The organism is Myxococcus sp. AM009 (genome assembly GCF_013372605.1).
Lineage (GTDB): Bacteria > Myxococcota > Myxococcia > Myxococcales > Myxococcaceae > Myxococcus > Myxococcus vastator.
Genome location: NZ_JABXEP010000101.1, coordinates 1 through 23,318, shown reverse-complemented (window position 1 = coordinate 23,318; position 23,318 = coordinate 1). Strand labels below are relative to the sequence as shown.

Sequence of the window (23,318 nt, the reverse complement as noted above, 5' to 3'; positions counted from 1 at the left end):
AACCCCCATGAAGAAGACACTCTCCCTCATCACGTTGCTCGCCGCCGGGACGACCCAGGCCGCGGGCTTCCAGGTCAACACCCAGAGCGCCCGCTCCTCGGGCATGGCCAACGCGGCGGCGGCGTGGCTGGACGACTCGTCCGCCATCTACTCCAACTCGGCCAACATCCTGGGCGTGGAGAAGCTGGACATCACCGCGGGCGTCACGGGCATCCTCCCCAGCCTGCAGTTCACCCCCACGGGTGGCCCGGTGCAGGGGCAGAAGACGACGCTGTCCCCGCCGCCGCACGTGTTCGCCGTGTACAAAATCACGGACTCGCTGGCGGCCGGCGTGGGCTTCTACACGCCGTTCGGCGCGAGCAGCCGGTGGGAAGACGGCTTCGTGGGCCGCTTCCGCTCCCAGGAGTCCGGGCTGTCCATCTACAACATCAACCCCACGGTGGCGTACCAGCTGCACGACCGCTTCCGCGTGGGCGCGGGCCTCAACATCACCCGCGGCACGCTGGAGCTGAAGCGCGCGCTGGGCTTCGTCACCAGCGAGGGCCAGGTGCACCTGGGCGGCGCAGGCTGGGGGCTCGGCTTCAACGCCGGCGTCCAGGCCGTGGTGGTGCCCAAGCTGGTGACGTTGGGCGTGCAGTACCGCAGCGCCATCGGCATGACGTTCAAGGGCGACGCGGACTTCCAGAACGTGCCGCCGGCCTTCCAGGGCCGCCTGCCGGACACCCGCGTGGAGGGTGACGTCAAGCTGCCGCAGTCGGTGGTGGCGGGCATCGCCGTCACGCCGCTGGACCGCCTGACGATTGCGTTCGACGCCAACTGGGTGGGCTGGTCCAGCTTCCCGGAGCTCGCCATCGAGTTCCCGGACAACCCGGCCATCAACAACCCGCTGCCGAAGAACTGGCGCTCGACGTGGAACTTCCACCTGGGCGGCGAGTACGGCATCACCGACGCGCTGCAGGTGCGCGCCGGCGTGCTGCTGGACCCGGCGCCCAGCCCGGATGACACGCTGACGCCGGACCTGCCGGACGCGGACCGCTTCGGCGTGTCGGCGGGCGTGGGCTACAGCTTCGGCGCGGTGCGCGTCGACGCGGCCTACCAGTTCGTCAACCTGTCCGACAAGAACAGCACCGCGCCGGGCATGACGGGTGTCTACAACGGCACGGCCCAGGTGTTCGGGCTGACGCTCGGCTACACCATGTAGTCTTCCGGCACCGTCCGGACCTCACCGCGCCCGGGTCTCCTCACGGAGGCCCGGGCGTCGTGTTTCCAGCGCCCGCCGTTCGCGTCAGACGCGCAGGTCTCCGTCGTGCAGCACGCGCCCGGAGGCCAGCGCCTGCGCCGTTCGCTGGAGCCGCTCCGTGCCCATGCGCATCAACTGCCCCTTGAGGCCCGGCTGGCTGAGCAGGTGCTTCTGGAAGGCGTCACGCTCCAGCCGCAGCACCACGCCCGCCACGTCCGCGCGCACGGTGACGGACACCGGCTTGTCCAGCAGCAGGGAGATTTCACCGAAGACGTCGCCCTCGCGCAGCGCGGACAGCGCCACGCGCCGCCCATGGGGCTGCTCCAGCCACGGCGTGCAGCGCCCGCGAAGCAGCACGTAGAAAGCGTCTCCCGCCTGGCCCTGCGTCATCAGCACCTCATCCACGGCGACGGAGCGCAGCTCGAAGTCGCGCGACACCGCGGCCTTCTGCGCGGGCGTCAGCTGGTTGAAGAGCGGGTTGCTGCGCAGCAGGTTCTCCACCATCCGCCGCCGGTAGAAGGCCTCCACCACCGCCGTCACGTCCGGATGCCGCGCCGCCACCGCCTCCAGGTGCTGCCGCGTGAGCTCCAGCAGCACCGCGCGCTCGGTGGCCACCACGGTGGCGAGCCGGGGCCCCTCGGAGATGAGCGCCAGCTCCCCGAAGAAGTCCCCCGGCGTCACGGTGCCCACGCTCCGCCGCTGGCCGTCCTCCAGCGCGCGCACCACGTCCGCGCGGCCCTCCACCAGGGCGAACATGGAGGCGCCCGGCGTCCCCTCCTCCACCACCGTCTGGCCCGGAAAGAAGGCGCGCACCTGGAGCGCCTCGAGCAGCGCGACGAAGGCCTCCCGGCTCACCTGCGAGAGGATGGGCAGCCCATTGGCGCCCTCCTCCGTGACCTGCACCCGGGTGGCCTCCACGGACACCGTGGCGCCCGGCGGCAGGGCGAAGCGCTCCGCCAGCACGCGCGCGGTGCGCACCCACGCGGCGTGGGTCGCGCCCAGCCGGGGCAGGGCCACGCACGCGGCCACCGCGCGCAGGGGCTGGCCCGCCTTCGTCCAGGCCAGCGCGGCCTCCTGGTACGCGGCGGCGGCGTCCGAGGGACGGCCGAGCCACTCCAGCAACTCCGCCACCTTCTGACGCACCTCCGCGTCGTCCGGCGCGTCCTTCACCACGCCCTGGTACTCCGCCAGGGCCTCCTCCAGCTTGCCCTCACTGGCGAGCTGGACGGCTCGCTCCCTGTCCGCGCCGTGCCCGTGCGCCATGGCCGCCTCCCTTGCTACGCGCTGAGCGCGCGCACGCGCTCCGCGAGCTTTTCCGTGAAGAGGCGGAGGATGCGCAGCGCGGCCGCCTCGTGCGTGTCCAGGTAGTGCTGGAAGTCCACGCGCGTCACCCGCAGGGCCCGCACGGCCGTGCGCGCGCACACCTGCGCGGACGTGTCTCCGTCCAGGATGAGGGAGATTTCGCCGATGAAGGCCCCGGGCCCCAGCGTGTTGAGCAACCGGGCGCCGGGCTCCGGACCGACGAGCACGTCCACCGTCCCCTCCAGCAGCACCAGCAGCCCCGAGCCGGGCGCGCCCTTCTCCAGCACCGTGGCCCCCTGCGCGAATTGCACCGGGCGCGCCAGTTGATAGAGGTCCTTCATGTCCACCAGGGGCAGCTCACCGAAGAGGGGAATGGCCTTGAGGTATTCGTAGCCGTCCGGCGGCGGCGGTTGCTGCGCGCGGGCGGGCTCCACCGACGGGCCGCCATTCAGGTTCAGGTGACGCAGCAGCCGCGTGTGCTCCGCCTGGAGCGCGATGTCCCCCTGGAGCTCCGGCGCCTGGAGCGCATCCGCCAGCAGCACCAGCGCCCGCCACGAATCCCCCTGCGCGTCCAGCAGCGCGCTCATCCGCAGCACCGCCTCACGCCGCGCCACCGCGATGTCCGGGGACACGGCGCGCAGGGACTCCAGCTCCGCGTGTGGGTTGCCCAGCTCGCGGTACACCGCCGCGGCCTCCATGGGGCGGCGCAGCCGGGTGAGGCAGCGGGCCATGCCCTCGCGCGCCCGCAGCGACTGGTACAGCGACAGCGCCCGCTCCAGCGCGCCGCCGCGCTCGAAGGCCGCCGCCGCCCGGGTCGGCTCGCCCGCGCGCAGCCACGCCTCCGCGGCCAGGAGCAGCGCGCCCGCCTGCTCGTGGAGCTGTGCGACGTCGGCCGCGGCGCCCTCCATCTCCAGCACCCGCGCGGCGCCAGCGAAGTCACGCGCCCGTCGCAGCACCGACACCAGCGTGGCGCGAGCGGACGCGGATGCGCGCGAGGACTCCGCCAGCACGGCGTCCCGCCGCGACGCCGCCAGGGCCTCGTAGGTGCGGACGGCCACGTCCACCGTCCCCTGCGCCACCGCCTCCCAGAAGGGCCTCGTGCCCGTGCTGGCGGGCAGCTCGTCACCGTGCGCGGGCTCCATCGTGGAACGTGCCATGCCGTGAACTCCCCCAGGCACCCCTGGGCCCACCCCCTGGGCTCTCCACGTGCCGGATACAACGCCGTGCGTAGCAGACCCCATGCAGGGAGGCGAGCATCCTCGCGAGGCACCTGACCCGGCTCAGTCCACCTTCGTCGGGAACGGGTTGCGCTCGGCGAAGCCGCGCTGGTGCCAGTACGGATAGGTGGGCGTCACCGCGCTGGCCGCGTCGAGCCGGGCCACCTGCTCCGCGGTGAGGTTCCACCCCACCGCGCCCAGGTTCTGCCGGAGCTGCTCCTCGTTGCGCGCGCCAATGACGATGGTGGACACGGAGGGGCGCTGGAGCAGCCAGTTGAGGGCGACCTGCGGCACCGTCTTCCCCGTCTCCGCGGCGACGGCATCGAGCGCGTCCACCACGCGGAAGAGGTACTCCTCGGAGAGGGGCGGCGCCCCCTGGGCGTTGAGCGAGGACTGCATGCGGGAGCCCTCGGGCCGGGGCTGTCCTCGGCGAATCTTCCCCGTCAGCCGCGCCCAGCCCAGCGGGCTCCACACCACGGTGCCCACCTTCTGGTCCAGGGCCAGGGGCATCAGCTCCCACTCGAACTCCCGGCTCACGAGCGAGTAGTACGCCTGGTGCGCCACGTGCCGCGCGAGGCCGTACTTCTCCGAGGTGGCGAGCGACTTCATCAGGTGCCAGCCAGAGAAGTTCGACGCGCCGATGTAGCGAAGCTTCCCGGCGCGCACGAGGTCGTCGAGCGCCCGCAGCGCCTCCTCGACGGGCGTGAGCGCATCGAAGGCGTGCAGCTGGTAGAGGTCGATGTAGTCGGTGCCCAGCCGCTTCAGGCTGGCCTCCACCGCGCGGGTGATGTGGAAGCGCGAGGAGCCCACGTCGTTCGGCCCCTCACCCGAGCGGAAGGTGCCCTTCGTGGAGAGGAGGACCTTCTCCCGGCGGCCGGCGATGGCCTTGCCCAGGATCTCCTCCGCCAGGCCGCGCGAGTAGTTGTCCGCGCTGTCGAACATGTTCAGCCCGGCCTCCAGGCTGATGTCCACCAGGCGCGTGGCCTCCTCGACCCCGCTGCTGCCCCACACCTTGAAGAAGTCCCCCTGACCTCCAAAGGTCCCCGTCCCGAGCGTCAACACCGGAACCTTGAAGCCAGCGCCGCCGAGCTGCCGATATTCCATTCCCATAGAGGGGCCTCCTGGTAACGAGCGTGCTCCAGGCGCTCAACGGGAATGCGAGGCCCGGGCCGCGATTCCCCCCGCTATGCTCCGGCGAGGCGAACGTTAACGTGGGGGCCGGCACGTTCTCCCGGAGTCCATTGGCATGAAGTCGCGCATCACGGTCGCCTGGAGCACCGTCGCCTCCCTCCTGGCCTTGCTGCCTGGTGCGGCGGCGCAGGCCCACGCGGGCCTCCCGGAGACCTCCAACGTCACCCTCCGCCGAGGCCACCCCCAGGACTTCTTCTCCGGAACGACGTTCGGCGCGGTCATCTCCCGCGACAGCGGAAAGACGTGGCGCTGGGTGTGTCCGGATGCCATGGGGTATGGCGGGTGGCGCCCGGAGGCCTACCTGTGGCGGGAGACCGGCGACATCCTCGCCGCCACCGGCAGCGCGCTGCTGCACTCGCCGGACGAGGGCTGCTCCTGGCGCACGCACCCCTTCTTCAAGTCGACCTGGGTGACGGGGCTGGCGGCCCACCCCACCGATGACCGCGTCTTCCACGCCGTCACCGGGCGGCCCGGCATCGCCAACGGCGTGTACCGCTCCGACGACGGCGGGGAGACGTGGACCGCCACGCCGCTGCTGCGCACGGGGCTGGAGCTGAACGCGGTGCGCGTGTCCCCGGTGGACCCCCGCCGCCTCTACGTGTCGGGCGTCTCCAACAACCAGATGGTGGTGCTGCGCAGCGACGACGCGGGCGACACCTGGCAGGAGTTCCCCCATGCGCTTCCAGCGCTGCTGCGGCCCTACGCGCTGACGGTGGTGGCGGTGGACCCCGTCGCCGTGGACGGGGTGTGGGTGCGCGTGTCCGCCCAGGGCTACACGCACCTGCTGCGCAGCGAGGACGGGGGCCGCACGCTGACGCAGGTGACGGTGCTGGATGACACGTTCATCAACATGGACCTGTCCTCCGACGGCGGCACCGCCTGGGTGGGCACCCTCAACTATTTCTTCATGGGCTCGAGCACCGGCCCGCTGGAGAAGCAGCCCCTGCCCACCGGCAACGCGTGCGTGCTGCGCGACGGCGAGACGCTCTACGGCTGCGGCTCCACCTGGCTGCATGACTGGGCCCTGGCGCGCAGCACGGACCAGGGCCGCACCTGGGAGCACCTCTTCGCGCTGTACGAAATCCAGGGCACGCAGCTGTGCCCGCGTGGAACCCCCGTGCGGGACCTCTGCCCCGCCCGCTGGCCGCAGCTCGCGGAGCAGCTCGGCGCGCCGCTCTACCCGGATGGTGGCGTGGAGGAGCCACCGCCGCTGGACGCGGGCACGCCGGACGCGGGGACACCGGACGCGGGCACCGCCGACGCGGGGCAACAGCCACCCGAGCCGAAGGCCGGTGGCTGCGCCGCCACCTCGGGCCCCACCCTGCCCCTGCTGTTGCTGCTGTCCTCCCTCCTCCCGAGGCGCCGTGGCCCACGGCGTCCGCACCGATAGGCTCTTGATGACACTCTTGATTCGAACGCGGCTGTGGGCCCCCTGCGCGGCCGCGCTGCTGGTGCTGGGCACCGCCTGCGACGGCGGCGAGGACGCGCCACCCGTCGAAGCGTGCGGCGAGCCGCTCTACAGCGGCGATGCCACCGACGAGGCGTGGCGCACCTTCGTCGACGCGCAAGGCCGGCCCACCGACAGCTCCATGGCGGTGACGCTGGAGTCCCCCCTCCCGGGGCAGACGTATGCGATGGACGCGGCGCCGCCTACGTGGCGTTGGACGTCTCCGTTGGCCTCCCGGCTTCCATCCCACGCGCCGCGGACGCCCCGCTCCATGCTGGCGTGGCTGGGCAACCTGCTGCTGCCGTCCGCCCAGGCGCACCTGCCGCCCGTCACCGGCGACTTCTACTGGGTGCAGGTCACCGTGCCCGGGCGGCGGTGTCCGGTGGAGCTGCTGACGTCGGACATGGCGTGGCAGCTCGACGCGGCGACCTGGGACGCGCTCCGTGCGGCCTCGGGTCAGGACCTCCGCGTCCAGGTGACCAGCGCCTACCTGGTCCAGAACCGGCTGCGGGAAGGTCCGTATCGCCTGGAGTCACCCCGCACCATCCGCATGGAGACTTCACGATGAAGCACCGGACCCCGTGGTGGATGCCGGCGCTGGCGCTGCTGATGGCCGGCTGTGATGAGCGCTCGGCGCGGGTGGTGGGCGTGACGCCACCGGAAGGGCTGGACTACGCGCACGACGAGCCCTGGCGGGAAGGAACGTTCACTCCACCGCCGGGCCCCGGCGGACGCATCCTGGTCACCAACAGCCTGGACGACACGCTCAGCCTGGTGGAGCTGAACACCGTGGGCACGCCGGACTTCCGCGAGCTGGCGCGCGTGCCGGTGGGGCTCAACCCGGTGGAGCTGGAAGGACCGCACCACACCGCCGTGTCGCCGGCGGGGGACTTCTATTACGTCGGCATCTCCAACTACGTGCCAGGGGGCGGCTCGGGGCCGCACGGGGCCCATGGCACGGGCGCGGATGACGGCTACTGCCTGAAGCTGGACGCGCGCGACAACCGGCTCGTGGGCTCGGTGCGTGTGAACCCCAACCCCGGCGACGTCATCATCAGCGCGGATGGGAACACGCTGTACCAGACGCACTTCGACACGCTGAAGATCGCCGAGATGGCGCGCCAGGGCCGCCCCGAATCCGACATGAACGCGAACCTGGCCATCATCGACGCGCGGACGATGACCCGGAAGGACATGGTGGAGGTGTGCCCCGCGCCCCACGCGGTGCGCCTGTCCGCGGATGAGCGCACGGCCTACATCGCCTGCTGGTCGGACGAGGTGGCCATCGTCGACCTCGCGGAGGCGGACACGCCGGTGACGCGGGTGAAGGTGGCGGCGGGCTCGGGCGGCGCGGTGACGCCCCGGCACCAGCCCTACGCGCTGACGCAGTCCCCCACCACGGGCGAGGTCTGGGTCAGCTCCATGGCCAGCCGGCAGGTGCACGTGCTCAACCCCCAGACGCGCGCGATGATGCCCGAGCGCGCCGTGGCGCTGCGCGGGCCGCCGATGTTCGGCGCCTTCACCGCGGATGGGCGCACGCTGTACATGCCCTACCAGTTGGTGGACGCGCTGGCCGTCATCGACCCGGAGACGGGCACCGTGCTGCGCGAGGTGCCGCTGGCGGACGCCGGCTGTCTCAACGTGCATCAAGTCACGCTGACACCCGACGAGCGCATCGGCCTGGTCGTCTGCGAAGGCGACCACGTGGGGCCGGGCACGTTGCACGCGGTGGACCTGGAGGAAGGCACGGTGGTGGGCACGGTGGAGGTGGGCATCTTCCCGGACTCGGTGAGCATCCTGCGGGGGCAGCCATGAAGCGCGCGGCATGGGGTGTGGTGGCGCTGGCCCTGGTGATGACGGGCTGTGACGACGGCGGCGATGGCCGCGTGCCGGCGGCGGAGTACGGCGAGGTGCTGTTCAACGACTCGCGGCTGTCGGAGAGTGGCTTCAACAGCTTCGCGTGCGCGACGTGCCACGCGACGACGCCCACCGCGCCCGCGGGGCGGATGGACTCCGGCTACACGCTGTATGACTCGGCGTTCCGGGAGCGCTGGTGGGGAGGCTTCGAGACGCGCCTGCTGGACGCGGTGAACTTCTGCTACGTGAACTTCATGCGGGGCGTGACGCCGCTGCCGAAGGACTCGCCGCGGAGCCGGGCGCTGTACGAGTACCTGGTGAGCATCAGCCCGAGCCCGTCCGCGCCGGCGCGCCCCTTCACGGTGGTGAAGGACATCGTCGAAGTCACGCGCGGTGACGTGACGCGCGGACAGCAAGTCTATGTGGAGGCCTGCCAGAGCTGCCACGGCGAGTCCCACACCGGCGCGGGCCGGCTGACCGAGCTGGCGTCGATTCTGCCGGAGGTGACGGACGACTACGACGCGCTGTTCCCCGGCGTGCCCAAGTCCCTGGTCGTCATCGAGAAGGTGCGGCACGGCCAGTTCTTCGGTGTCGGGGGCAACATGCCGCTCTACAGCCTGGAGGCCCTGTCCGACGAGGACCTGGGCGCATTGCTCGCGTTCCTGACTTTGTGACGGGACCTGCGTGTTCCGGTGGAGCACACGGGCCACCGGACATAACCTCGCCGCGGACACACACGTGGGAGCGAGCATGGGGTTCTGGGGCAGGCTTTTCGGGAGGAAGACACCAGCGGCCGCCGAGGTTCCTCCCGGCCCCTCCAAGGACTGGGCGGTGGAGCCGCGCGAAGCGCTGATGCGACAGGTGGAGGCCCTGCTGCGCGCCGACCCGGCGGTGGAGAAGGTGGCGCGGCGCACGCAGGACTACGGGCTCGACATCACCCGCGCCGGAAGTGACGGCACCTTCTTCCTGGACAACCTCTTCGCGGACACGCGCGAGCTGCCGCCCGAGCAGCGCGTCCAGCTCATCCAGCGCTACCTGCGCGCGCTGTGGCAGGAGTCGCCGGACTCGCTCCACTGGGAGCAGGCCCGCGAGCTGCTGCTGCCCGTGCTGCGCGCGTCCACCTTCGGCATGTCGCTGGGGAAGCAGGCGGAGGCGGACCGGGAGATGGTGGGACGGCGCACGCTGCCCTTCCTGCGCGAGCTGCTGGTGATGGACCTTCCGGAGTCCGCCATGTTCGTCCAGCGCCGGCACCTGGAGACGTGGGGCGTCACCGAGGAGGAAGCCTTCACGGCGGCCCACGCGAACCTGGTCCGCCTTCCGGACGAAGGCGTGGAGCTCTACGACGAGGAGCACGGCCCACTATGGACGGTGGAGACGCGCGACACCTACGAGACGTCCCGGTTGCTGCGCCCGGGGTTCCTCGCGTCCTTCGCCGGTCGCGTGGAGGGCCGGCCCGTCGCCGTCCTCCCGGAGCGCTCCACGCTGCTCATCGGTGGTGACGCGCGTCCGGAGCTGGTGGCGCGGCTGAGCGAGAGCGCGGAGCGGGAGTACGCGGCCGCGTCCCGGTGCCTGACGCCCGCCCTGTACACGGTGGACGACGCGGGGCGCGTGGTGCCCTACGTACACCCCGGGCAGGACGCGCTGGCGAACCGGGTGCGGCTGGCCCACGTCCGCCTGGCGCTGGCGGAGTACAGCGCGCAGAAGGAGGCGCTCGACGCGCTTCATGCGGAGCAGGAGGTGGACCTGTTCGTCGCCAGCTACAGCGCGACGGCGCGCAAGCGGGACGAGTTCCCCATCTCCTGGTGTGTCTGGTCGCACGACGTGGACGCCTTGCTGCCGGAGGCGGACATGGTCGCCGTGCGTCCCGCTGCGGAAGGCGAGGAGTTCTTCACCGTGCCGTGGCGGGAGGTGCAGCGCATCGCGGGCGGTTGTCTCACGCCGGTGCCGGAGCTGTGGCCGCCGCGATACCGCACCACGCAGACGCCCTCCCCGGAGATGGTGGAGCAGCTTCGCGCCGCGCAAGTCTCCTTCGAGGACTTCCAGGCGCCCTGAGTCGGGAGGACGAAGCGATGCTTGCCTGCGTGGACGTGGACTACCGCCCCGAGCTCACCGTGGCCGGGTGCGTGCTGTTCCGAAACTGGGCGGATGGGCACGAGGCCTCGCACCTGGTGGAGCATGGGCCCGCCGCCGCGCCCTATGAGCCCGGGCAGTTCTACCGCCGCGAGCTGCCGCACCTGCTCCGGGTGCTGGCGCGGGTGGAGGTGCCACTGGAGGCCATCATCGTGGATGGCTATGCGTGGCTCGGCGAGGACCGGCCCGGGCTGGGGGCGCACCTGTACGAGGCGCTCAACCGGGAGGTGCCCGTCATTGGCGTGGCGAAGACGGCCTATGTCACCACGGGGCCCTCGGTGCCCGTGGTGCGGGGGAAGAGCCTGCGGCCGTTGTTCGTCGGAGCGGCGGGCATGGACGCGGCCACGGCGGCGGAGCACATCCGGCGGATGCATGGAGCGTCTCGCACGCCCACGATGCTGAACCGGGTGGACCGGCTCTGCCGCGCGTCCTGAGCGAGCGGCGACGGCGATAAACCCCCGACATTTCCGAACAGCGAGCGGCGCCTCTTCGTCCGGGGGGCGAGCATCCTCCTGGAATCCTCGCGCCGGGAGGCTTACCTTTGACGGTGGATGCCCTCGCACCCGACCTCACAGCTGGGCTTGTTCGACACGGCGGCGCCTGAGCGCGCGGACGTGGAGACGGAGCCGCGCGCGAGCACTGGCGTGCGGAGCCGGACTCCGGCCCGTGAGGAAGCGCTCCCGCTGGCGGCGGACCTGGCGCGGCGGTTGTCTTCGATTCTCGGCGTGCCGGTCCACCTGCGGCTCACGGACAACCGGGCCACGCTGGTGAGCTTTCGTCGGGGAGAAGAAGGCCTGCGTCTGCGCGTGCACCACCTCTTCCTTGGCGCGCCGGATGCGGTGGTGCAGGCCATGGCGGCGTATGCGGGCCGGGCGGATGCACAGGCGGGCGAGGTGCTGGAGTCCTACGCGCACGCGCACAGCGAGCGGGTCCGCCGGGAGCGACGTCCAGGGAAGCCGCTGCGCGCGAGAGGCCGCTGCTTCGACCTGCAGGCCGTCTTCGCCCGGCTCAACGCGAGCTGGTTCGACGGCCGGGTGCAGGTGGACGTGGGGTGGGCGCGCAAGCCGGCCGGCACGAAGCGGCGCAGCATCCACGTCGGCGGCTATGACGCGCGGCTGCGAGAGATTCGAATCCATCCGGCGCTGGACCGGCCGCATGTGCCCGCGTTCGTGGTGGACTACCTCGTCTTCCACGCAATGCTGCACGCGGACCTCGACGACGGGACGAGCACCGAGGGGCGTTGCGCACCGGAGCACACGTCAGCCTTCCGTGAGCGCGAAGCCCTGTTCCCGCTGCGGGACACAGCCCAGCGCTGGCTGGACGACAATCACGCGTCCCTGCTGCGCGGCCGATAGCGCGCGGGCCCTCGCTACTTCTGCACGGAGAGAATGACCCACCTGGCCGTATCCACGGCGTAGACGATGGGAACGTCCGACAGGGGAGGTCCTTCCATGTCGCGGCAGGCGTCAGGCCGGGCGGAGAAGCTGACGAAGACCACGGCATCCGCCGCCGGAACAGCCGTCACGTCGTAGGACTGGCGCTGCGAGGCACAAACCTCCGTGGGAGTCGCGCCCCGACGAGGCTGCGCACCCAGCGGCAGGAAGTCCTCCATGGCGAACGCGACAGCAGCGGCAATCGCCCCCGGCAGGACGTGCTGCCCATCAGTGGGTAGCACCACGGGAAATCGGTAGCGCGCGGCTTCGTCAGGCGGCGCCTTCGCGGGCCGAGGCGCGGGCCGAAACAACGCACAGCCTGGAAGCAGCGCTAAACAGAGCGGAACGAGCAGCCCGAGGCGCATCTTAGTCTCGCACGTCCTCAATCGCGGTGATGCGGTCAACTGCCTTGTCCTCGGGCTTGATGATCCCCACGAGTCTCCATCGTCTATCCACACGCTCATAGACCTCACCTGGTCGCGTCTCGCCAACATGGGGTATCAGCTTTTGGAGGTGACATGACGTATCGAACTGGAGCCTGATGAACCATCGCTGATTGCCACCCTGTCGGTCCTTGGGGGACATGGGCGAAGGCGACCAGGGATGGCTATGGAAATCCGCAAAGGGGACAGTTCGTCCACGCCCATCGACCACGCGGCGAGGCGAAAAACACGACTTTCGCCTGGAGGCTCCCACCAACTGCGTTTCCCCCAAGGGTGAGCCCTTGCTGGCATAGAAAACACCGTCGCCCAAGGAGTAGATGAGGCCACAATATTCCTGGCCATAATCTCGTTCACTTGCGCGAGGAAGTCGCATCACCGCAGGGCATAGCTGGTCGATAACCGCGTCCACGTCACGGGACGGTTCAATGTCCGCCCAAGGGCCACGTACCCATACGTGCCGACTCCCTGTCTCGAACCCGTAGTCGTCAGACGCCTCCGATTGAAGCGAAGCACTCGAACATCCGAGCGAGCACAACAGAAACGCCGCCGCGAGCCTCATAGACAATGAGTCCTCCATGTGAAGCGGATTCAAGCAGCAAAGGCTGACTTGAAGCGACTGACAGCCGCTTATATCCCATCCCCGCGTGACGCAGCCCAGCGCGGACTGGGCGACAAGCTTGCGCCCCCGCGCGCCGGGACAGTAGCGGCCGTGGGCCCCGCCGATGCATGCTCGGGGGGATGCGCTACTTCAGCGTGGAAGAAGCCAACCGGCTGGTGCCGCTATTGACGCGCACCTTTGAACGGGTCCGCCCGTGGGTGGAGCGTGCCCAGCAGCTCGCGGATGAGCTGGGCGCCGCGCCCAACCCCAAGGACTCGAGCCTGGCCTCCCTGCGCGACGAGCGCGACACCCTCCTCGAGCGCATCCGCGGCGAGCTCCTCCAGCTCCAGGAGATGGGGCTGGAAATCAAGAGCGCCGACGGCCTCGTGGACTTCCGCGCCCACCGAGGCGGCGAGCAAGTCTATCTGTGCTGGCGCTTCGGAGACCCCGCCGTCTCCCACTGGCACGCCCTGCTCGACGGCTTCTCGGGGCGGCGCCCCATCGAAAGCCCGGACGACTTCGCCCCCACGTACCTCAGCTAGCGCCACCGCCGAAGCTCGCCTGCAACAGCGACATCTTGTTCCGCGCCGACAGCAGCTGCTGACGCAGTGAGTCCGCCTGTCGGCCCACGTCAAGGAACGCCTGCTCCTCCGCGGCCCGCGCCAGCGAATGGGCCTCGTCCGCCACCAGGGACATCCGCTCCTGGAGCGCCTGGAAGGTCCCCGCCAGCGCGGCGTTCTCCTCCGGCGTCTTCGCCGCCTGCCGCTGCTGCGCGAACTGCTGCATCTGCACGTTCAGCTCGCCCGCGTTCTGTCCCAGGGCGCCATAGCGCACGAGCAAATCCCTGAAGACCTCGGTGCGCCGCTGGAGCTCCTGCGCGCGCAGGTGGATGGCCTCGGCCTGCGCCTGCTGTCTGTCCCGCACCTTCGAGATGGCCCCCACCAGCGCCGTCACCCGGCCTCGGAGCTGCTCATCCAGGTCCGCCAGCCCCTGCAGCATCGCCGAGGCGCGCTCCAGGTGCTTCTCGGCTTGAAGTGGCGCCTGCTCGAGCTGCTCGGCCTGGGCTTCGAAGCGCACCAACTCCGCGTCGAGTGCCCGGGCGGCCGCCACCAGCTCGGAGTCCTGAAGCTTGTCACGCTTGCTCATCGTGAGCGGGACCATGACATTTCCCACGAGCAGGCGCCGCACCCAAGCAAGCACCGAGCGCCCCAAAGGTCTTCGGAGCGACGCGGCAAGACAGCAGACGCCCAGGCCGCCTGCTGGCCCGGCCGCCCGGCAACCCCTGGCCCTGAGACTCGATGCGCCCACGGTGTGCTCGCCAGCGACGTCCGTCATCCCCAACTTCCGGACATCTGTCGTCACGAGGTGCACACATGCCCATGGGTTTCTCACGCTCCGTGCTCGTTACCGGCGCCACTGGCCAGCAGGGCGGTGCCGTCGCACGGAAGCTCTTGCAGCGCGGCCACCGCGTCACCGCCTTCGTCCACCATCCGGATTCCCCCGCCGCCCGGGAGCTCGAGTCGCTCGGCGCCGAGCTGGCCGTCGGGGACTACGACGACCTGGACTCCATCGCCCACGCCGCCCACGACATGGACACCATGTTCGCCGCCGCCACGCCCTTTGGCCCGGGCGGCGTGCAGGCGGAGGTCCGCCACGGAAAGAACCTGGCGGACGCGGCCCGGCTCGCGCGCGTGCAGCACTACGTCTACTCGTCGGTGGCCGGAGCGGACCGCCTGACGGGCATCCCCCACTTCGACAGCAAGCACCGCATCGAGATGCACGTGCGCGGCAGCGGCCTGCCCTACACCCTCCTGGGGCCCACCTTCTTCATGGAGAACTTCACCAGCGGCATGTTCGAGGAAGGGCTGAAGGCGGGCGTGCTCGCCATGGGCCTGTCGCCCACGCGTGGCCTGCAGATGGTGGCCCTGGAGGACCTGGCGGCCTTCTCCGTCCGCGTCATGGAGGAGCCGGAGCGCTTCGAGGAGCAACGCATCGAAGTGGCCTCCGACGAGGTGACGGGCCAGCAGGCCGCCGGGCTGCTGTCCATGGTGAGCGGCCACCGCATCCACTACGAGCAGCTCTCCCTGGACTACATCCGCGAGCGCAGCGAGGACCTGGCCGCCATGTATGAGTGGCTGGACCGCAAGGGCTACCAGGCGGATGTCCTCACGCTGCGGCACCGCTTCCCGGAGGTCCGCTGGCACACCTTCGAGGACTGGGCGCGCGGACAGGACTGGAGCGGCCTGACTTCTCCCGCGTGGCCCCATGCCGCCGCGGAGCCCGTCTCCCCATGAGCCCCCGAGGCCCGGCGCCCGGCGCGGCGGGCCTTCGTTCAGTGAAGCGTCGGCGAGACGTCCCGCCTGGACGCGCGAGGGAAGCCCTCCAACAACGACGCCTCGTCGGTCACCCCCAGCTCGCGCCGCAGCGTCGGGCCGTCCATGGGCAGGCCGAAGAGCGCCGCCATGGGCACCCAGTCCAGGGCCGCTGCCACCAGGGGTCCCAGGCCCAAGAGCGCCACCGCCGCGCCTCGCGACGTCCCTGACGCCAGTCCGCCCACCACCATCCCAGCGCCCGTCACGATGCGGAGCCACCGCCCCGGCCGCGACGCCAAGAAACCAACGACCATATGCACCTCCCCAGGGGCGAAGATGGCCACGTCCTGGCGGGCGGCCACCCGGGCCAGAGCCCCGCACGGGTGGAACGCCGGGCAGGCGGGCAGGCACCCGGTGGCGACGCAACACGGCCCCGCCCGCGCGGCGGCCCTAACCGAGCGCCCGCCCGCAGTCTCACGCGGGCTCCACCGCGCCCCCGGAAGTCCCACCCGCGGCGCACGGACGGCTCAGACGCCGCGGCCCGGGTCCGGTGCGCCCTCCAGGGCCGAGGTGGCCTCCGGTGCGCCGTCGCCACGCCATCCGGCACGCGCCTCCGCCTCGCGGGCCGCGCGCCGCCCCGCGGCCACATCCACCCGGGACAGCACCGCCGCGCCCGACACGAAGAAGAAGAGCAGGGACAGCACCGCCTGCCGGCTGGAGCCCGTCAGCTCCACCGTGGCCGCGAACACCAGCGGGCCCGCCACCGCGGTGACCTTCTCGAAGACGCTGAAGAGGCCGAAGAACTCCGCCGCCCTGTCCCGGGGCACCAGTTGCGCGAAGAGCGAGCGGCTCAAGGCCTGACTGCCGCCCTGCACCATGCCCACCAGCAACGCGAGCGCGAAGAAGTGCGCCGGCGTGCGCATGAAGTAGCCCAGGAACGTCACCCCCATGTACACCGACAGGGCGAACATCAGCGCGCGCTTCACCCCCACCCGCCCCGCGGCCCGGCCGAACAGCACCGCGCACGGCACGCCCACCACCTGCGTCAGCAGCAACGCGCCAATCAACGCGCCCCGGCCAATGCCCAGCTCCGTCCCGTACAGCGTGGACAAGCGGATGATGGTGCCGATGCCGTCGCTGTAGAGCAGGTAGGCCACCAGCAGCAAAAAGGCCTGACGGTGCTGGCGCAGCCCGCTCAGCGTGCTCGCCAGCTGCGTGAAGATGCCGCGCGGGGATAGCGGGGGACGTGGGACGGACACGTCCGGCTTCGGCTCGGGGACGCGCCGGAAGAGGGGCACCGAGAAGACGGCCCACCACACCGCCACGGAGGCGAAGGCCACGCGCGAGGCGGCCCCTGCGTCCGCCAATCCGAACCACTGGGGCTTCATCAGCAGCACCAGCTGCGCGGCCAGCAGCAGGCCGCCGCCCAGGTAGCCCAGCGCGTAGCCCGCGGTGGACACGCGGTCCAGCTCGTCGTCCCGGGCGATGTGCCGCAGGAGCGCGTCCGCGAAGACGATGCTGCCCGTCACGCCCACGTTGCCCAGGCCGAAGAGCAGCAGGCCCCACGCCCAGTCACCCGGGCCCACCGTGGCCAGCGCCAGCGTGGACACCATGCCCAGGCCCGCGAAGATGCCCAGCATGTGCTTGATGCGCCCGGCCCGGTCGCTCAGCGCGCCCAGCACCGGTGACAGCACCGCCACCACGCTCAGCGCCACCGCGGTGGCGGTGGCGAAGCGGCTGGTGGCCACCTCGCGCGGCAGGCCCTGCGCCGCCACGGAGGCGTAGTAGAGCGGGAACACCACCGTGACGACGGTTGTGATGAAGGCCGAGTTCGCCCAGTCGTACATCGCCCACGCGCGCAGCGCGGGCCGCGTCAGGCCCATGCGCGACAGGAGCCCCAGCACCCTGCGCCTCATGCGTCGAAGTCCACCCCGCCCACGGCGTCGTCACCCTGGGCCGACTGGTAGACGTGCCAGGCCGCCGCCAGGTCCTGGAAGGGCAGGCCCACCGCCGCGAAGACGGTGACGTCCTCCGCCGACGTGCGCCCGGGCTTCAGGCCGGCCAGCACCTCGCCCAGCTCCGCGTGGATGGCCTCCTCCCCCAGGCCCGCCGCGCCCGCGGCGCCGGTGGACACCGCCAGGCCCCGGTGGTCGACGATGAAGCGCGACTGGCGCAGCAGCTCCGCGGACAGCTCGGCCTTGCCCGGCTCATCCGCGCCCAGCGCGATGAGGTGCGTGCCCGGCCGCACCAGGCCGGGGTACAGGAAGGGGTGACGGCTCCACGTCGCCGTCACGACGATGTCCGCGTCGGAGACGGCTTCTTCCACTGTCTCCGCCATCCGCACCGGCAGGTTCAACTCCTGGTACATGCGCGTGGCGAAGGCGAGCGAGCGCTCCGGCGCCGTGTCGAACACCCGCACGTGCGTCAGCGAGCGCACCAGCCGCAACGATTTGAGCTGCAGCACCGCCTGCCGGCCCGCGCCGATGAGCGCCACCCGGCTCGCGTCCGGCCGCGCCAGCACATCCGCCGACAGCGCGCCCACCACGCCCGTGCGCACCGCCGTCAGGTGGCCGGCGTCCATCACCGCCATCAGCTCGCCGGTGGCGACGTCGTGCAGGTGCACCACGCCTCGAATCGCCGGCGACTGGCCGGGGAACTTCGCGTGCACCTTCACGGAGTAGGCGGGGATGGCGGGCAGGCTGCCAGGGAACAGCACCAGGGCGGTGCCCTCGGCATGGAGGGAGGCCCGGGCGCGCTGCGGCGCCACGGTGCGCGCCAAGGCGTCGGTGCGGAAGGCCTCGCGCATGTCCTCCAGCAAGAGGGGGGCCTGCAGGTTGCGGGAGACGTCGGAGCGGGTCAGCAGGAGCGTGCGCATCTTGCAGACACCCTAACCGAGCCCGTGCGGGCCCACAGCTCCACAGCGTGCGGCTACGGCGGCAAGCGCCCGAAGTTGGACGTCCAGGCGGACGGTGGGACGAGGCACGCGGGCGCCATCGTCCCCAGAATGGAAGTGAACGGCGGCGTGGGCGGACCCAGGGCCTCGGGAGGCCGGTGATGCTGGAGACAGAGTCCCGCACAGCGGGCGACAAGCAGGCCTCCGGGGCTCGGACGCTCAAGGCCGCGGAGTTCCTGCGCGCCCATCAGGGGGAAGTGCTGGAGGACTGGCAGCAGGCGATGCGAACGCTCCACGGGGGGCACGCGACGCAGCCTCCGTGGTTGCTGGACCACGTGCCCCAGCTGCTCTACGTGCTCGCGAACCTCATCGACCACGACTCGGACGAAACCCTCACCACGCTGCCGGACGAGCACGCGATGTCCCGGCTGGACGCCGGCTTCAACCTGGGGCAGGTGGCGTCCGAGTACGCGCTCCTGCGCAAGTGCATCCTCCACAGGCTGGAAGCCGAAGCGGCCTTCCTGGCGCCGGGCGAGTTGGAGCGGATGGAGGACGCGCTGGACCGGATTGTCACCCGGACGATGACGTCCTTCTCCCAGGGACGGCAGCGCATCCTCCAGGCCCTGGACCGGATGACGCAGGCCGCGCTGGAGAGCCCCTCCATGGCCGGCCTCCCCTCGCGGCTGCTCTCCGTCCTGGTGGAGTCCGCGCTCTCGGTGGACTCGGCGGCGCTACTGCTGGTGGAGGGGGACGCGCTGGTGGTGCGTGCCGCGGTGGGCCTGGGCGCGGACGAGACACTTGGCGCGGCATTGAAGCTGGACGAGGGCTTCGCGGGCGAGGTGGCCCGCCAGCGCCAGCCGCTGGCACTGCGCTCGGCGTCCACGGACCCGCGCATCGCGCTGCCCGCGCTGAAGCAGGAAGGGCTGCGCGCCGTCTACGGCGTGCCGCTGCTGGACGGCGACCAGCTCCTGGGCATCGCGTACATGAGCTCGCGCACCACCTTCGTCTTCTCCGAGCCGGACGCCCTCCTGTTCCGGACCATGGCGCAGCGGACCACCGCGTACCTGGTGCATGACCGGCTCCAGGCCCGCGAGCGTCAGGCCCACGCGGACGCCCAGCGCTCACTGGCACAACTGGACGCGCTGCTGGCCTCCACGCCCATGGGCATCGCCCTGCTGGACCGGGACCTGCGCTTCGTGCGCGTCAACCAGGCCATGGCGGACATCAACTGCCATTCGCCGGAAGCCCACCTGGGCCGCCGCTTCGAGGAGATGGCGCCCGTGACGGCCGTGGGCATGTTCGAGCCCATGTTCCGCCGCATGATTGAGACAGGTGAGCCGGTGGACGCGTTCGAGTTCACCAACCCCGGAGACCTGCGGACGTGGCAGGCCAGCTTCCACCCGGTCCGCACGCCCGACCAGGGGGTGCTGGGCTTGAGCTGCACGGTGGTGGATGTCACCCACCACAAGCGGGCCGAGGCCGTGCTCCAGCGGGCGGTGGACTTCCGGGAACAACTCATGGCGGTGTTGGGACACGACCTGCGCAACCCGCTCAACGCCATCAACGCCTCGGCCTTCCAGTTGACGCGGTCCGATGACCTGGCGCCGCCCGAGCGCCGCGCCGTGGACCGCATCCGCAAGGCCACCGCGCGCATGGGGCGCATGATTACGGACATCCTCGACTTCGCCCGCACCCGCCTGGGCGGGGGGCTTCCCGTGGCCCGCCAGCCCATGGACCTCGCGGAGGTGTGCCAGGCGACGCTGGAGGAGCTCCAGGTCAGCGCCCCGGAGCGCACGCTGAGGCTCGAGGCGAGCGGAGACACCCAGGGGAACTGGGACCCGGACCGGGTGTCGCAGGTGCTGGGCAACCTGGTGGCCAACGCCCTCCAGCATGGCCAGGAGGACAGGCCCGTGTGTGTCACGGTGCGTGGAGAGGCGCGTGAGGTGGTGCTGGCGGTCCACAACACCGGCGAGCCGATTGCGCCCGAGCTGATGCCGCGCCTCTTCGACCCGTTCAAGAGCCTGCCCGCAGCCGCGCTACCGCAGCAGGACGTCGCGAGGAAGAAGCGCAGCCTGGGCCTGGGCCTCTACATCGTCAGCCAGATTGTCGGCGCACACGGGGGCCGCGTGGAGGTCCGCTCCAACCGGGACCAGGGCACCACCTTCACCGTCCACTGGCCCCGCACCCTCACGACGCTCGGGAGCACCTGAAGCAGCGCGGCAGGTGGGACGGCCTACCACCCCATGCCCGCACGCCTGCCTCTTCTAGGGGTGAATCGCGCCCGGCGGGCCGCTATGCCTGGGACATGTTCTTCAATCCGACCAAGAAGCCGAGGATTCCGACCCCGGAGGAGGCGCTGCCGGGCCGCTCGGACGTGATGCCCGTCCCGGAGAAGCACGAGGTGCTGGGCACGCCCATCAAGGGCCCCGTGCCGGAAGGCCTGGAGGAGGTCTACTTCGGCCTGGGGTGTTTCTGGGGCGCGGAGCGGAAGTTCTACCAGACGCCCGGCGTGTACAGCACGGCGGTGGGATACGCCGGAGGCCTGACGCCCAACCCCACCTACCGCGAGGTGTGCAGCGGCCTCACCGGCCACAACGAAGTCGTCCGCGTCGTCTTCGACCCGAAGAAGGTGTCCTTCGAGCAGCTCCTGCGCGTCTTCTGGGAGAGCCATGACCCGACGCAGGGCATGCGCCAGGGCAACGACGTGGGCACGCAGTACCGCTCCGGCATCTACTTCACCAGCGAGGCCCAGCAGCGCGCCGTCGAGGCGAGCCGGGACGCGTACCAGAAGGCGCTCGCGGCCCGGGGCTTCGACGCCATCACCACCGAACTGCTCCCCGCGCCGCCCTTCTATTACGCCGAGGACTACCACCAGCAGTACCTGGAGAAGAACCCGGGGGGCTACTGCGGCCTGGGCGGCACCGGCGTGAGCTGCCCGGTGGGCGTGGGCGTCACCGCCTGAAGCCAGACGCCGACGTGCGCCCCAGGCCACACACGCGCCTTTCTCGACTTGAGTCATTCCCAGGCCTCGATTTGAATTTGTTGTGATGCCGAAGGAATAGAATAGGCGGCAGAAAGGAAAGGACCGCTCGGACGCCGTTCATCGTCGCTGCGTGCTGGTTCACCCCCTCCCCTACTTTCTCCAACGGTCCGCTTTTCCCCATATGACCTCACCGGCCTGAGCGGCTGCGGGCGCTACGTGCGGGTGCGCGCCGTGGACGGCGCGGGCAACGGCACGCTGTCCAACGGGCCCATCTCCTTCACCAAGTAGTCAGGCGAGACCCTGGTGGCCACCGCGACACGGGCGGTGGCCACCTAGCCTCGCGAGGCATCGCCCGGCGGCCCTAGCCAAAACCCCATACATCGTCCGCGTCCCACGGGACGCATCCGCGTCTGGGCTGGACGCAATAAAATACAAACAACCCAACCCGCCCATCCCACACGGAGGGAGAACCCTCTCACACCGAATGGCATGCCCCCTGCTTGGAGGCCGCGCGGAGCCGCCGACCTCCGTCCCGGCTCCAGCCCGCAGTTCACGTCTGTCCAAACCTCGACACAAAGGACGTCTCGAATGGCTGCGTATCTCGTTCAGAATCAGTGGGGTGGTTCGCAAGCGACTTGGAACCCCGGTGGGCTGTGGATTATCGGCGCCCGGGACAAGCAGAGCGTGGTGGCGCTCGACGTCAAGTCCAACGACGGCGGCAAGACGCTCACCGGCACCATGACCTACAACGGCGAGGGGCCCATTGGCTTCCGCGGCACCCTCACCGGCGCCAACAACTACTCAGTGGAGAACCAGTGGGGAGGCGCCTCCGCGCCCTGGCATCCCGGCGGCATGTGGGTGCTCGGTGCGCGGGACAAGCAGAACGTCGTGGCCGTCAGCATCAAGTCCAACGACGGCGGCAAGACGCTGAGCGGCACCATGACCTACAACGGCGAGGGGCCCATCGGCTTCAAGAGCGAGGTCACCGAGGGCGACCCCTACGCAGTGGAGAACCAATGGGGCGGCAACGCCGCGCCCTGGCATCCCGGCGGCGTCTGGGTGCTGGGCACCCGCGGCAAGCAGAACGTCGTCAACATTGACGCGAAGTCAAACGACGGCGGCAAGACGCTGAGCGGCACCATGACGTACAACGGCGAGGGGCCCATTGGCTTCCGTGGCACGTTGACGTCGCAGGACACCTACACCGTGGAGAACCAGTGGGGCGGCAGCGCCGCGCCCTGGCATCCGGGCGGCTTCTGGATGATTGGCGCCCGCAACGGCCAGAACGTCGTCGCCCTCAACGTCGCGTCCGGCGACGGCGGCAAGACGCTCAACGGCACCATGGTCTACAACGGCGAGGGCCCCATCGGCTTCCGCGCCACGCTCGGCTGACGCCCGCGTGTGGCCACGGCTGGCCCGGCCCTGACTCGAGGGCCGGCCCGGCCTCCAGCCTCACGCCAGGTTGTGGAACACGCGCTGGACGTCGTCGTCCTGCTCCAGCGCGTCCACGAGCTCCAGCACCTCGGTGGCCTTGTCCTCGGGCAGCTCGACGGGGCTCTGCGCCACGTACTCGGAGTCGGCGGAGACGGGCACCAGCCCCTTGGCCTCGATGGCGGCCTGGAGCTGACCGAAGTCCGTGAAGGCGGAGCGGATGATGATTTGCTTCTCCCCCTTCTCACCCACGCCCTCGCCCATCTCCTGGAGGCCGTGGTCGATGAGCTCCAGCTCCAGCGCGTCCAGGTCCAGGCCCTCCGGGTTCAGCCGGAACACGCCCATGCGCTGGAACATGAAGGCCACGCTGCCCGTGGTGCCCAGGTTGCCGCTGTACTTGTTGAAGTGCATGCGCACGTTCGCCACGGTGCGCACGACGTTGTCCGTCGCCGTCTCCACCAGCAGCGCGATGCCGTGGGGCGCGTAGCCTTCGTAGAGCACGATTTCGTAGTCGGTCGCCGACTGGCCGCTCGCGCGCTTGATGGCCGCGTCGACCTTGTCCTTCGGCATGTTCGCGGCGCGGGCGTTCTGGAGCACCCGGCGCAGCGTGGAGTTCGAATCGGGATTCGGCCCACCCGCCTTCACCGCGATGGCGATGTCCTTGCTGATGCGCGTGAACACCTTCGCCATCTTGTTCCAGCGGGCCATCATCGTGGCCTTGCGTGTCTCGAAAATGCGTCCCATGGGAGGGATGTATAGGTCGGCCACGTTCCGCGTGGCTACTCCCTGTCGCGCCCCCGGGGCCCGGATGTTGACCAGGACAGCCCTGCCTGGCCCACCC

The 23,318-nt window shown here is 70.7% G+C and carries 22 protein-coding genes; 13 read left to right on the top strand and 9 right to left on the bottom strand.

Annotation, left to right across the window (positions count from 1 at the left end):
* Positions 1-7 precede the first annotated feature (7 nt).
* The gene (locus HV824_RS23345; protein WP_176424244.1) at positions 8-1,201 is read left to right on the top strand and encodes an OmpP1/FadL family transporter; all 1,194 of its coding nucleotides are present in this window, start codon (positions 8-10) and stop codon (positions 1,199-1,201) included.
* A gap of 84 nt (positions 1,202-1,285) precedes the next feature.
* On the opposite strand, the gene HV824_RS23340 is transcribed toward HV824_RS23345, so the two are convergent.
* The 3 genes from HV824_RS23340 to HV824_RS23330 form a co-directional block, all read right to left on the bottom strand.
* Positions 1,286-2,503: a cyclic nucleotide-binding domain-containing protein gene (locus HV824_RS23340; protein WP_176420086.1), complete on the bottom strand. Its 1,218-nt coding sequence runs from the start codon at positions 2,501-2,503 to the stop codon at positions 1,286-1,288.
* A gap of 14 nt (positions 2,504-2,517) precedes the next feature.
* Positions 2,518-3,699, bottom strand: coding sequence for a cyclic nucleotide-binding domain-containing protein (locus HV824_RS23335; RefSeq protein WP_176420087.1), 1,182 nt, complete (start codon positions 3,697-3,699; stop codon positions 2,518-2,520).
* 123 nt (positions 3,700-3,822) lie between these two features.
* Positions 3,823-4,863, bottom strand: coding sequence for an aldo/keto reductase (locus HV824_RS23330; RefSeq protein ID WP_176420103.1), 1,041 nt, complete (start codon positions 4,861-4,863; stop codon positions 3,823-3,825).
* A gap of 142 nt (positions 4,864-5,005) precedes the next feature.
* Here HV824_RS23330 and HV824_RS23325 point away from each other — a divergent pair, with 142 nt between their 5' ends.
* The 7 genes from HV824_RS23325 (at position 5,006) to HV824_RS23295 (ending at position 11,739) form a co-directional block, all read left to right on the top strand.
* Positions 5,006-6,340 carry a hypothetical protein gene (locus tag HV824_RS23325; RefSeq protein WP_176424243.1) on the top strand — a complete coding sequence of 445 codons (1,335 nt, stop codon included), beginning with the start codon at positions 5,006-5,008 and terminating at the stop codon, positions 6,338-6,340.
* 7 nt (positions 6,341-6,347) lie between these two features.
* Positions 6,348-6,965 carry a hypothetical protein gene (locus HV824_RS23320; RefSeq protein WP_176420089.1) on the top strand — a complete coding sequence of 206 codons (618 nt, stop codon included), beginning with the start codon at positions 6,348-6,350 and terminating at the stop codon, positions 6,963-6,965.
* On the top strand, positions 6,962-8,212 hold the full coding sequence (locus HV824_RS23315) for a YncE family protein (RefSeq protein ID WP_176424241.1): 1,251 nt from the start codon (positions 6,962-6,964) through the stop codon (positions 8,210-8,212). Before HV824_RS23320 ends, HV824_RS23315 begins: the two co-directional genes overlap by 4 nt.
* Positions 8,209-8,928 (top strand): c-type cytochrome, encoded by a 720-nt coding sequence (locus HV824_RS23310; RefSeq protein ID WP_176424240.1) that lies wholly within the window; start codon positions 8,209-8,211, stop codon positions 8,926-8,928. Before HV824_RS23315 ends, HV824_RS23310 begins: the two co-directional genes overlap by 4 nt.
* Positions 8,929-9,085: 157 nt before the next feature.
* On the top strand, positions 9,086-10,306 hold the full coding sequence (locus tag HV824_RS23305) for a DUF1444 family protein (RefSeq protein WP_368738095.1): 1,221 nt from the start codon (positions 9,086-9,088) through the stop codon (positions 10,304-10,306).
* Positions 10,307-10,323: 17 nt separating this feature from the next.
* Complete coding sequence (locus HV824_RS23300) at positions 10,324-10,818, top strand: endonuclease V (protein ID WP_176420093.1); 495 nt, start codon at positions 10,324-10,326, stop codon at positions 10,816-10,818.
* 117 nt (positions 10,819-10,935) lie between these two features.
* Complete coding sequence (locus HV824_RS23295; protein ID WP_176420094.1) at positions 10,936-11,739, top strand: hypothetical protein; 804 nt, start codon at positions 10,936-10,938, stop codon at positions 11,737-11,739.
* A gap of 14 nt (positions 11,740-11,753) precedes the next feature.
* On the opposite strand, the gene HV824_RS23290 is transcribed toward HV824_RS23295, so the two are convergent.
* Positions 11,754-12,062, bottom strand: coding sequence for a hypothetical protein (locus HV824_RS23290; RefSeq protein WP_368671010.1), 309 nt, complete (start codon positions 12,060-12,062; stop codon positions 11,754-11,756).
* Positions 12,063-12,998: 936 nt separating this feature from the next.
* On the opposite strand from HV824_RS23290, the gene HV824_RS23285 reads away from it, so the two are divergent.
* Complete coding sequence (locus HV824_RS23285; RefSeq protein ID WP_255208273.1) at positions 12,999-13,400, top strand: DUF2203 domain-containing protein; 402 nt, start codon at positions 12,999-13,001, stop codon at positions 13,398-13,400.
* Here the strand turns inward: HV824_RS23285 and HV824_RS23280 are convergent.
* The gene (locus HV824_RS23280) at positions 13,393-14,004 is read right to left on the bottom strand and encodes a hypothetical protein (protein ID WP_176420097.1); all 612 of its coding nucleotides are present in this window, start codon (positions 14,002-14,004) and stop codon (positions 13,393-13,395) included. The genes HV824_RS23285 and HV824_RS23280 overlap by 8 nt on opposite strands.
* Positions 14,005-14,231: 227 nt before the next feature.
* On the opposite strand from HV824_RS23280, the gene HV824_RS23275 reads away from it, so the two are divergent.
* The gene (locus HV824_RS23275; RefSeq protein ID WP_176424238.1) at positions 14,232-15,152 is read left to right on the top strand and encodes an NmrA/HSCARG family protein; all 921 of its coding nucleotides are present in this window, start codon (positions 14,232-14,234) and stop codon (positions 15,150-15,152) included.
* Between the two features lie 38 nt (positions 15,153-15,190).
* On the opposite strand, the gene HV824_RS23270 is transcribed toward HV824_RS23275, so the two are convergent.
* The 3 genes from HV824_RS23270 to HV824_RS23260 form a co-directional block, all read right to left on the bottom strand.
* Positions 15,191-15,484, bottom strand: coding sequence for a DUF2892 domain-containing protein (locus HV824_RS23270; protein WP_255208272.1), 294 nt, complete (start codon positions 15,482-15,484; stop codon positions 15,191-15,193).
* A 213-nt stretch (positions 15,485-15,697) separates the two neighbouring features.
* Positions 15,698-17,086, bottom strand: a complete 1,389-nt coding sequence (locus tag HV824_RS23265) for an MFS transporter (protein ID WP_217917660.1) — start codon at positions 17,084-17,086, stop codon at positions 15,698-15,700.
* A complete protein-coding gene (locus HV824_RS23260) occupies positions 17,083-18,045 on the bottom strand; it encodes an ornithine cyclodeaminase family protein (RefSeq protein WP_176424237.1) in 963 nt (320 codons plus the stop codon). Before HV824_RS23260 ends, HV824_RS23265 begins: the two co-directional genes overlap by 4 nt.
* Before the next feature lie 179 nt (positions 18,046-18,224).
* Here HV824_RS23260 and HV824_RS23255 point away from each other — a divergent pair, with 179 nt between their 5' ends.
* From HV824_RS23255 to HV824_RS23245, 3 genes are all read left to right on the top strand, one after another.
* A complete protein-coding gene (locus HV824_RS23255) occupies positions 18,225-20,273 on the top strand; it encodes an ATP-binding protein (RefSeq protein WP_176424236.1) in 2,049 nt (682 codons plus the stop codon).
* Positions 20,274-20,368: 95 nt separating this feature from the next.
* Positions 20,369-21,025: a peptide-methionine (S)-S-oxide reductase MsrA gene (gene msrA, locus HV824_RS23250; protein WP_176420101.1), complete on the top strand. Its 657-nt coding sequence runs from the start codon at positions 20,369-20,371 to the stop codon at positions 21,023-21,025.
* A gap of 609 nt (positions 21,026-21,634) precedes the next feature.
* Positions 21,635-22,438, top strand: a complete 804-nt coding sequence (locus HV824_RS23245) for a lectin ESA-2 (RefSeq protein ID WP_176424235.1) — start codon at positions 21,635-21,637, stop codon at positions 22,436-22,438.
* 60 nt (positions 22,439-22,498) lie between these two features.
* Here the strand turns inward: HV824_RS23245 and HV824_RS23240 are convergent, their stop codons facing one another.
* Positions 22,499-23,221, bottom strand: coding sequence for a YebC/PmpR family DNA-binding transcriptional regulator (locus HV824_RS23240; protein ID WP_163779074.1), 723 nt, complete (start codon positions 23,219-23,221; stop codon positions 22,499-22,501).
* Positions 23,222-23,318 lie beyond the last annotated feature (97 nt).